This is a genomic window from Amycolatopsis sp. NPDC052450, from assembly GCF_044547565.1.
Classification (GTDB): Bacteria; Actinomycetota; Actinomycetes; order Mycobacteriales; family Pseudonocardiaceae; genus Amycolatopsis.
Genome location: NZ_JBIUAQ010000054.1, coordinates 23,581 through 32,373, shown reverse-complemented (window position 1 = coordinate 32,373; position 8,793 = coordinate 23,581). Strand labels below are relative to the sequence as shown.

Below are 8,793 nucleotides of genomic sequence, written 5' to 3'. Positions count from 1 at the left end.
CAACACACTCGCCGCACTCTTCCCCGACCGACTACCACTCCACTAGAATCAAAGAAGAAGTCATCCGTGGCTTACACGGAAATCATGACAGGGCCCGAGCACCGGGCACCCGGCCTGGAAGCCGCTACTGATGAGGATTTCGCGCCAGAGGGCGAGAAAGGCACGCAGCCCGTCAACGACGACCCCGGGCAACGCTCGATCGCCGAGTCCTTCGGCGCCCGCGCGCATTCTCGCGAATCCGGTGACTACGACGTGGTCGTGGAGGCGACGTCGCGCCCCACCGGGCTGCGGCCCGCCCTGCGGGCACTCGCGTCGGGCGGGGTGTGCACCGCGGTCGGCTACTACCTGGCCACCGGTACCCGCGTGCCGCTGATGCGCATGTACGCCACCGACGCGACGCTGCGCCTCGGCGTCTCCCACAGCCACGCCCTGCTGCCCGATCTGCTGGATCTCTTCCACCGCACGGGTTTCCCCGCCGAACGCGTCACCACCCTCGAAGCACCATGGGACGAAGCCCCGGCCGCCTACACCGCCCGAACGACCAAGGTCGTCCTCCGCCGTGACCCACTCACCCCCGACACCCGGGAGGCTCCGTGATCACGCTCCACCACACCCACCTCATGGCCACCGACATCGACGCCACCATCGCGTTCTGGCGTGAGGGCTTTGACGCCGAAGTCGTGTACGACGACGTCTTCGCGGGCGCCCGCAACGTCTTCCTGCGCGTCGGCGCCGGCCACCTCCACCTCTACGACCAGCCCCCGAAAATCCTGGGCCAGGGCACCGTCCACCACCTCGGCATCCAGACCGACCAGCTCGACCGGCTCGTCGAACACCTGCGCGCACTCGGGGGTGTCAGTCACCGACATCCGCCACCACGCCACCGCGGACTACGCCCAGGGCCCGGACCAGCTGCTCATCGAACTCTTCCAACCCAGCCGGACGCCATCCCACCGGAACTCCGCGACTACTTCGCCCTTGAGGGGCCAGCCCCATGACCGTGAACACCGTGAAAGACCGCCTGACCCGCGACCAACGCCGCACCCTCGCCGAGACCCTGACCGGCGCGAAACTCGTCCCGGAGATCGGCCAGTTCGCACCGGCCGCCCGAGCCGGATTTCAGGTGCACTTCGTGGAACGCGAGCCGGACATGATGGCCATCGGAGGCCGGTTGCTGGCCGACGTCGGACCGGAACTCGACGTCATGGTGATCGACGTGGCGGTCATGGACGCGGGCTGGCGCCAGGACGTCCGCGCCCAGGTCATCGAACGGGTCATCGCCGCGATGGCCGACGCCTGCCGGCTCGGCGAGCCGGCATCGGCCTGGTGGGTGAACTTCCGGGTCATCGACGAGGGTGGCTGGGGAGCGGGCGGCGGAGTCCTCTCCATCCTTTCGCCCCTCGACAGCGGCGTTTCTCCAGCCCGTCGTGAACTGTGTCATCGACCAGGCCAGCCGTTTCGGGTGGAAGGGCCGGGCGCGGCGCTGGCACCCGAACGTGTACCCGGTGGCGCGACCGCGCGGCGATCGGGGGAGACCGGGATGCTCGAAGCGGCTCACTACGAGCAGTGGAAGCCGTCACTTCGCGGTGACAGAGCCGAACTGCGAGGCGTCGGCGGGTCTGTGCACCGGCAGGTGTGCCGCGCAGACCGGTCGAGTGCGGGTGGCGTAGGACCTGGCGGCTGCGACCAGCCCAAGGCCGAGGCCGCCGAAGGCCAGGCCGCCGAACTCGATCATCCACGTGATTCCGGAAGTGGTGGTGAACGGCGGCGCGATCGCAGGATTTGGCAGCACGCCCAGGGCGGTGAGTGGTGCGAAGATCATGAGGAAGATCCCGTAAACCGACAGACTGACGGCTGCCAGCCACGCGGGGAGCAGGGGCAGCAGGCGTGGGACTCGCCGCCCGGCGAGGACCAGCGTCCAGCGCGGGAACACCTGGCCCCACGGGTACATGAGCCCCAACAGCAGGAACACCCCGGCCGCCGCGGCCAGGACCGTCACATCGATGCCCACCGCCGCCAGCGCCTCGACCGCTCCCGGCCCGCCGGCGTTGATTTCCCGCCAGCCCTCGGCGGTGACCCCGAGCGCGTCACCGCCCAGCGTCCAGATCGTCTTGACGCCCGCCCATGGCAGCAGCCCGCACATGAGGATGTAGACCGTCCGCCGTGTCCGCTTCGACGCGATGCCGGCGCGGGGGTGAGCGAGCGGGCCGTCGCCGGCACCTGGGTGCTTCTGCCCGCACCTCGGACACCGGCCGCGCAGCCGCCGGCGGTAGGCGATGGCAACGAGGACGAGGAGAACCGTGCCCACCGCGTTCACCAGGACCTGGGCCAGACCAGTGGCGCTTTCCACCCCGGCGGATGACGCCAGCGTCACGACGTGCGCGGGGAGGCTGGCCATCCCCAGGACGGACACCGGAATCGTGGCTCCCAGCGACACCAGCAGCACACCCCGCACCCGTCGCCCGAAGTCTCGCGTGGTGGCCACACAGACCAGCGCGACGAGCACCGCCAGCGCGGCCAGAAGCAAGTGAAAAGCCGGCGGGTACGACACGTGAGGCGCCCACCGCACGTCGACCTCTGCCATGACCCAAGTGACCTGGACGGCGGCGTACAGCACCCCCCAGCCCCCGGCGGCGAAGGGCACCCACTCGGGCCACCGCCTGCCCCACACGTTCCAGCTCGCGTTCCCAGTCGGCTCGGAACTCCCGCTCACGGTCATTGCCCCCGTTTCCACGATCTCTTCACCGAGATCATGACCGTCGCTACCTGTGACGCCTCTCAGGAGGTAACGGGCTCGGCCACTGCCGGCTGAGGATGGCGATGCCGGTCAGCGCGGTGCTCAGCGCGATAACCTGCCCGGCGATCGCGATCGGCGTGGTTTCGATGCGTTCGTCGAGCCACAGCGTGCCGATCGCTATGCCGATGACGGGATCGAGCGCGACCATCACGGCCAACGCGGGAGCCAACACGCTACTGGCGCGAAAGGTGTACTGGCTCAGCACGAACCCGGAAACACCAGTCGCTGCCGCGGCATAGAACGCCCAGTGAGCGAGGGCACCGTCAATGCCGTCACGGAGGTCCCCGACTGCCAGCTTCGCCAGGCCGGCGGTGACACCGAAAAGCACACCTGTCGCGGTGGCTAAGCCCAAGGCACGGGAAGTACCGGATGACCGCCCAGCCGCGGTCAGGCAACAGACCAGGATCGCGGCGAGAGCAGACCCGGCTATCGCCAGTTCGTCGTCGGTGAGCTGGTTGTCGCCGGACGCAGGCCTGGCGAAGCTCAGAAAGGCGCCAAGCCTGCCGCGCAGAGCAGCGTCCCGGCCAGCACGACGCGATCCGGTTTCCGCCGGGCGATCTGCCCGCTGACGAGCACCGCGAACACCAGACCGAGCACAAGAACCGGTTGGACCACGGCGAGGGGTGCGGAGCTGAGGGCCAGCCATTGCAGGCCGATGCCCGCGGCGTTCGCGACGACCGATCCCAGCCACAACGGATGGCCTGCGACGGCCCGGGCCGCCGCCACCGTACCGAGTCCGCCGAGCGGTGCTGTTTGGGTCGCGTGATGCTGCAACGCCTTACTGATCCCCAGGGCGAGCGCGGCGAGCACCGCGGCCGGAAGCCCCGGCCACAGGAAGGGGCTTGTCATGGCGAGCGACTCCTCCGCCTGCGGTGGGCAGGCCACAGATCGTTCGGCGGTGGAGTTCCCATCGTCCGGATCAGGCTGGATGGACCGACCTGACCGTCAGCTGATCGCCGGGGATGTCAGGATTCGCGCAGCCGGTTCCGTCGGTGGGCACGAAGTTCGATTCGGTCTCCTGCGGCAGGTAGATCCGCAGGCCTTTGACCGGCACCGGGTCACAGGTGGCGGGATCGTAGTTGTGGACGTTGACGAACCGGATGTCGGCGGCCGCGACCTGCCCAGGGCGCAGCTCGACCACGCCGCCCTTGTCGCCGGCGCGGTCGGCTGGTTTCCCTACCTGGTGCCCGTCGTCACCGGCAACATAGGACACTCCGGGGAAGCCTTGGATCCGGCATGGCTCATTGCCGGAATTGGTGATCAAAAGGGGCCGGTAGACGGAACCGGCGGCACCATCTCCTTTGCCGAGCGCCAAGGTGACGTCGTCTGACTGGCAGAGACCATCTGAAGCCGTCGCGGTCTCCAGCGTCCGTGGCGACGAGGTCGATTCGATGGAGCTGCTCGTCGAGGACGCAGGGGGAGTACCGGTCACAGCCGGTGTCGTTCCCTCATCACCGCAGGCGGAAAGGAGAGCGCAAACCGACGCAGTGATGGCCAAGGCCCATTTCGGACTTGGCTTCAACATGATGTGAATTCCTTTCTGGTCTGTATGAGTGGTAGCGGGAAGTCCTGGATGGCTTACCCGCGTATCCGCGGTTCAATTCATGCCGAGATAAACCGTTACGTCGGAGACATGTCCGGTGTGGGTGAGCAGCGGTCCTGGCTGCCGGTCGGTTCTAGGTGACTTGAGACTTGTCGTTCGGGAGGGTCATCACTTCGGCGCGAGCATCGCTGGATCGCAAGGGAATCGTCAGGTCAAGCCCCTTGGGGTAGCCGTAACACTGGGGTGGAGGTCCCCGTCGGCCTGGCGGGACGCCGGACAACAGGAGTCTTTCCTAAGTATGGAGCCGCGTTGGGCCAACGTAACCGCAAGCGACAGAAATGGCAGAAAAGTCGATGAAACGACCCGTCTGGCTCCTGCTGTCGCAGGAGCGTGTACGTTTCTTGCTGGCGTCTGGTTGATACTTTCACCGTTTGTGCTCGATCATGAGTACACCGGACGCGGATTCGACGGGTACTGGAACGATGTGCTCGTGGGTATCGCGCTGATCGCAATCGGTTCCGCGCCCCTGGTGGAACCTCGCGCGGCTTCATGGTGGTGCTCAGTGCCGCCGGTACTCGGCCTATGGCTGCTCATAGCGCCTTTTGTGCTGGAATATAACGACGGGATGCCAGCACCCAGAACCACGACGAGCGATATCGCGGTCGGTGTGTTCCTGTTACTCATCTGGTTTGTGATACCCACGTCTCAGGCAAGCCGCTCGCGCGGACGATGACGCACCTTGGCGTCGGCTCGCCGTCCACGCCGATGTGCGAGACTCCGATCACGACGAGCAGACGACAGCTGACAGTGTGGATAGTTCTCGTTTGGGCAACTGTCAGAGCGGGGCTGATCGAAGTGTGCGGGCGACCAGTCGACGAGCGAGGGCGAGTGCGGGGATGGCCGTGAAAAGGGCTATGACGAGCAGGATCCCGAGTCCGGGTGCCAGGAGCCAGGACCCGGGCGGGTACTGGGGCTGACCGCGCCAGGCGAAGAGGAACAGCCCGAGTCCACCCGGGATCCCGGCGGCGGTGCCGGGAAGGGCGGGGAGCAGCTGAGCCACGGCGAGGCCCATCCCGGTTTGGCCGGGTGTGGCACCGAGCGTGCGGGCGACGGCCAGTGGCTGCCGGGTGTCGAGGACGGCGGTCCAGGTGGTCACCGCGGTGTTGGAACTGGTTCATGAGGACGGCGACGAGTGCGGTCGTGGTGATGAAGGTGTTCACCGTGACGAGTCACGCGCGGTGCGGCCCGCGCGCGTCGGGCCTGCCGTTTCGCCGGTTCCTGCCCGCCGTGGCCGTCGACGCGATGGCCTGGTGCGCCTTGCACATCGCGATCGGCACCGCCGCGGGCGAGGCCGCTCGCCAGATCGAAACCTGGGTCGGTCGGGGAAGTTGGATACTCGCCATCCTGCTCGCGGTCGGCGTCGCGGCGGTGTCACTCATCCGACGCCGTGCCGCCGCGCGAGCGGGCAGCACGGAAACGCGGTCGTGAACACTCGCGGCTATTCGAAGCCCGCCGACTGAGATGTCAGCACCGGATGAGGGCTGCGATAGCCCTGGACTTTCACGAAGACAGGATGGGGGCCTTGTCAAGAGTCTCGAACGAGTCCACGACTGTGATGAAATCGATCCGCCAAGTGCTCGCGCATGTCGAGCTGCCGTTGCCTGGCAATCAGGAGGACTTTGGTCCATAGTGGACGAATTCCGGCTCGTTGTTGACGAAAGTATCATTGGTTTCGTTCATGTCGCAGGACTTTCAGCGTGAAGCCCTGACCGACTCCTTACATGTGGCACGATCTGGATCGTGACAGGCGCCTTCCCGGTTGATGAAGTACGGGAGAGCGGTCGAACGACGTGAGGAGTTCCATGGTGCAGTCGTACGACGTCCTTGCTCAGTCGGCGGCCTCACCGGCCGTTGTGTGGACGTTATTGCTGGATCCGACGAGCTGGCCTACCTGGTCGCACATCGACTCCCTGGACACTGCCCGATCGAGCGGTCTCTCGGTGGATAACAGGGACGGCGTCGGCGCTCTTCGGGCCTTCCGCGTCGGGAGGACCGTTACAACCGAACGGATAACCGGACTCATACCAGGTCGTCGGTTCGCTTACGAGAGCGTGAAGAGTCCCCAGATGGCAGACCACAGCGCCGCGATCGACCTGCTCGAGGTACTAGGTGGCGGAACCCAGATCCGTTGGCACGGAACCTACTCGTCGCGAGGAATAGCCCGCTGGCTTTCCGAACGGCAAGTTCAGCGAGTGATGCAAGGAATGGCAACGGGGCTCGCGGACTATGCCTCGGAGGCGAGATCGTCGCCGGGCCAGCGTCGATGAAGTCGCCGGACAGATCGTAAGGTAATTGTCAGGTTCGCTCACGTCGTCATGCGGCAGGATTGTCGCCGATCGGTGAGTGCCGAAGGATGTTGCCTCGACAGCACAGAGAGCGCGCCAATACATGGATCGGTTGAGTCTCGATGGGGACGATGAAACCGGCCCTGCGCAAGTGCGGTCTCGGTTCCCCGGTGGTCGGGATCAGATCCACGGCCGTGCCGGACAGCTTGTTGCTCATCGGCGAGAACTTGCACTGGTCGACGCCGGTGAGAGCGGAACTGACCTTGGACGTGTTGACCGAGCTGGAGCAGCGAGCCTGGCGAGCCATCATGCTCGAATCGTCCATCGCTCGTTCGTTCTACGAGACTGTTCTCGACGATCAGATCGTGGTCTTGCTTGCTGATCAGCCGCCGATACAAGAACGCGAAGCGGCGCTCGCCGCACTGTGTGGTGAAAAGTGGGAAGCCTGCCGGCTCGATGGCCTGAACGCGAAAAGGCTCAGTCCCATGGTCGGTTTCGCAAGCTACGGCATCGTGGCTATCCGATGCGGTGCGCCGTACTCGGCTCGGGCGTGCAGTATCTACGTCCGCCGAGACGATGGCTGGAAACTCAGGTTCCATCAGCGTGCTCGGCGGTAACAACTGGCCTGCGATCCTTCTCGGACAAAGCACCTCGATCTGCCAGCCAACGTAGTAGCGGTCCGGTAACGTCCGTTGTATCCGTGGAATTGGTGTGGTCTGGTATCTGAATCCGCGGTCAGGAGGAGTGGGTTCGGATGAACTCGCGGTAGCGGCAGGTGAGGAGACGGAGTGTCGTTTGTCTTGTCACGGCTGCTGGCCCGCTGGGTGTTGCGGCAGGGTTGGATGCTTCCTGTCGTGGTGGTCTTCTTCGTCTTCGCGACCAGCTGGCCGCTGATGGCACTGGCCGAGCCTATGGGCAGTGAACTCGTCCAACCGGAAAACTACTGGTGGTACTTCGTCGTCACGGCCGCGACAGTCGGCTACGGCGACTTCTCACCAGAGACCACCGCAGGCCATTTCGTGGGCGCCTACGTCATCATCGGCGGGATCGCGACACTCACCACGGTCTTCACCAAACTCGCTTCGAAGCTCGAACAGGCGAAGGGACGGCGGATGCAGGGGATGGAAACCGTACGGGCGAGCGGACACACACTCCTGATCGGCTATACGGCCGGTCGCACCGAAAGGATCGTCGCGCAACTGCTCGCCGACGGGGTGACCGACCTCGTGCTGTGCGCCGGAGACGACGTGCAGGTGCACCCGATGCCGTCGCAGCCGGTCGACTTCGTCCGAGGCGAACCGACCGCGGCCGACGTGGTCGCCCGGGCCGCCGTCGCCGGCGCGAGCACCATCCTGGTCGACATGCGCGACGACAACGAGGCTCTGGCAGTCGCGGTGACCGTGGATCACGCGAACCGCTCGGCACACGTCGTGGTCACGTTGCGGGACATGGAAAAGTCCGAGCTGGTCCGGTACGTGGACCCACGGATCAAGTGCGTGCAGTGGCACACGCCACGGATGGTCACTGAAGAACTGACCTCGCCTGGAATCGCCGAGGTGTATTCCGAGCTGATGACGGCGGGTGGGGCGGGGACGTACTCGGTGACATTGCCGGCGTCGCTGGGGCGGCTGAGTACAGAGAAGTGCCGGATGGCGCTGGGGCGAACTTTCGGTGCCACAGTGCTGGCCGCGCGGACCGACGACGACCTGGTGGTCAATCCCGCCTGGGATGCTGAGCTCCCGGTCGGCGCGGTGCTCTACTACGTCGGTCCACGACGTCTCACTGACGCCGAAGTCGAAACAGCCTTACGAAAGCGCGATTGACAGGTGAGGTCTTCTCAGCGGTTTTCGAGCGCCCGAAGAACGCGAAACCGGGCCAGACGGTGCAACATCTCCCCCATGGCATCGGGCCGGATCTGACCGTCGAGGTCGGCGTGAGCTGCTAACACGATGTCGTCGACGGCTGATTCCGGCAGGGAAGTCGCGAACTCCCGGGAAAGCCACTCGCGAACTTCTCCGGTGATGTCGTCGGTCCAGTGGTCGTGGACGGTCATGTCCCTCCTCCTTCGACGACTGCCTTCATTGTGTCGGCGGTGGCGAGGACTGCAC

14 protein-coding genes are annotated in these 8,793 nt (G+C 65.7%); 7 read left to right on the top strand and 7 right to left on the bottom strand.

The window, feature by feature from the left end; genetic code table 11:
* Positions 1-66: 66 nt before the first annotated feature.
* Positions 67-597, top strand: coding sequence for a hypothetical protein (locus ACIHAO_RS42210; protein WP_396567840.1), 531 nt, complete (start codon positions 67-69; stop codon positions 595-597).
* Positions 594-998, top strand: coding sequence for a VOC family protein (locus ACIHAO_RS42205; protein WP_396567838.1), 405 nt, complete (start codon positions 594-596; stop codon positions 996-998). The genes ACIHAO_RS42210 and ACIHAO_RS42205 overlap by 4 nt, the downstream gene beginning before the upstream one ends.
* Positions 999-1,119: 121 nt before the next feature.
* Here the strand turns inward: ACIHAO_RS42205 and ACIHAO_RS42200 are convergent, their stop codons facing one another.
* The 5 genes from ACIHAO_RS42200 to ACIHAO_RS42180 form a co-directional block, all read right to left on the bottom strand.
* A complete protein-coding gene (locus ACIHAO_RS42200; RefSeq protein ID WP_396567836.1) occupies positions 1,120-1,347 on the bottom strand; it encodes a hypothetical protein in 228 nt (75 codons plus the stop codon).
* Between the two features lie 229 nt (positions 1,348-1,576).
* The gene (locus ACIHAO_RS42195) at positions 1,577-2,713 is read right to left on the bottom strand and encodes a hypothetical protein (RefSeq protein ID WP_396567834.1); all 1,137 of its coding nucleotides are present in this window, start codon (positions 2,711-2,713) and stop codon (positions 1,577-1,579) included.
* A 49-nt stretch (positions 2,714-2,762) separates the two neighbouring features.
* Positions 2,763-3,284 carry a DMT family transporter gene (locus ACIHAO_RS42190; protein ID WP_396567846.1) on the bottom strand — a complete coding sequence of 174 codons (522 nt, stop codon included), beginning with the start codon at positions 3,282-3,284 and terminating at the stop codon, positions 2,763-2,765.
* A complete protein-coding gene (locus ACIHAO_RS42185) occupies positions 3,281-3,646 on the bottom strand; it encodes a hypothetical protein (protein WP_396567832.1) in 366 nt (121 codons plus the stop codon). Before ACIHAO_RS42185 ends, ACIHAO_RS42190 begins: the two co-directional genes overlap by 4 nt.
* A 70-nt stretch (positions 3,647-3,716) precedes the next feature.
* The gene (locus tag ACIHAO_RS42180; protein WP_396567830.1) at positions 3,717-4,322 is read right to left on the bottom strand and encodes a DUF4232 domain-containing protein; all 606 of its coding nucleotides are present in this window, start codon (positions 4,320-4,322) and stop codon (positions 3,717-3,719) included.
* Positions 4,323-4,638: 316 nt separating this feature from the next.
* Between ACIHAO_RS42180 and ACIHAO_RS42175 the strand changes: the two genes are divergently transcribed.
* Positions 4,639-5,073 carry an SPW repeat protein gene (locus ACIHAO_RS42175; RefSeq protein ID WP_396567828.1) on the top strand — a complete coding sequence of 145 codons (435 nt, stop codon included), beginning with the start codon at positions 4,639-4,641 and terminating at the stop codon, positions 5,071-5,073.
* Between the two features lie 102 nt (positions 5,074-5,175).
* Here ACIHAO_RS42175 and ACIHAO_RS42170 read toward each other — a convergent pair whose 3' ends face one another.
* A complete protein-coding gene (locus ACIHAO_RS42170) occupies positions 5,176-5,496 on the bottom strand; it encodes an FtsX-like permease family protein (protein ID WP_396567826.1) in 321 nt (106 codons plus the stop codon).
* Between the two features lie 20 nt (positions 5,497-5,516).
* Between ACIHAO_RS42170 and ACIHAO_RS42165 the strand changes: the two genes are divergently transcribed.
* From ACIHAO_RS42165 to ACIHAO_RS42150, 4 genes are all read left to right on the top strand, one after another.
* Positions 5,517-5,828, top strand: coding sequence for a hypothetical protein (locus ACIHAO_RS42165; RefSeq protein ID WP_396567824.1), 312 nt, complete (start codon positions 5,517-5,519; stop codon positions 5,826-5,828).
* 374 nt (positions 5,829-6,202) lie between these two features.
* A complete protein-coding gene (locus tag ACIHAO_RS42160; RefSeq protein ID WP_396567823.1) occupies positions 6,203-6,667 on the top strand; it encodes an SRPBCC family protein in 465 nt (154 codons plus the stop codon).
* Positions 6,668-6,816: 149 nt separating this feature from the next.
* Entirely contained in the window at positions 6,817-7,302 is a 486-nt protein-coding gene (locus ACIHAO_RS42155; protein WP_396567821.1) for a hypothetical protein, read from the top strand.
* Positions 7,303-7,473: 171 nt separating this feature from the next.
* Entirely contained in the window at positions 7,474-8,508 is a 1,035-nt protein-coding gene (locus tag ACIHAO_RS42150) for a potassium channel family protein (protein ID WP_396567819.1), read from the top strand.
* 14 nt (positions 8,509-8,522) lie between these two features.
* Here the strand turns inward: ACIHAO_RS42150 and ACIHAO_RS42145 are convergent, their stop codons facing one another.
* Entirely contained in the window at positions 8,523-8,738 is a 216-nt protein-coding gene (locus ACIHAO_RS42145) for a hypothetical protein (RefSeq protein WP_396567817.1), read from the bottom strand.
* Positions 8,739-8,793: the final 55 nt, after the last annotated feature.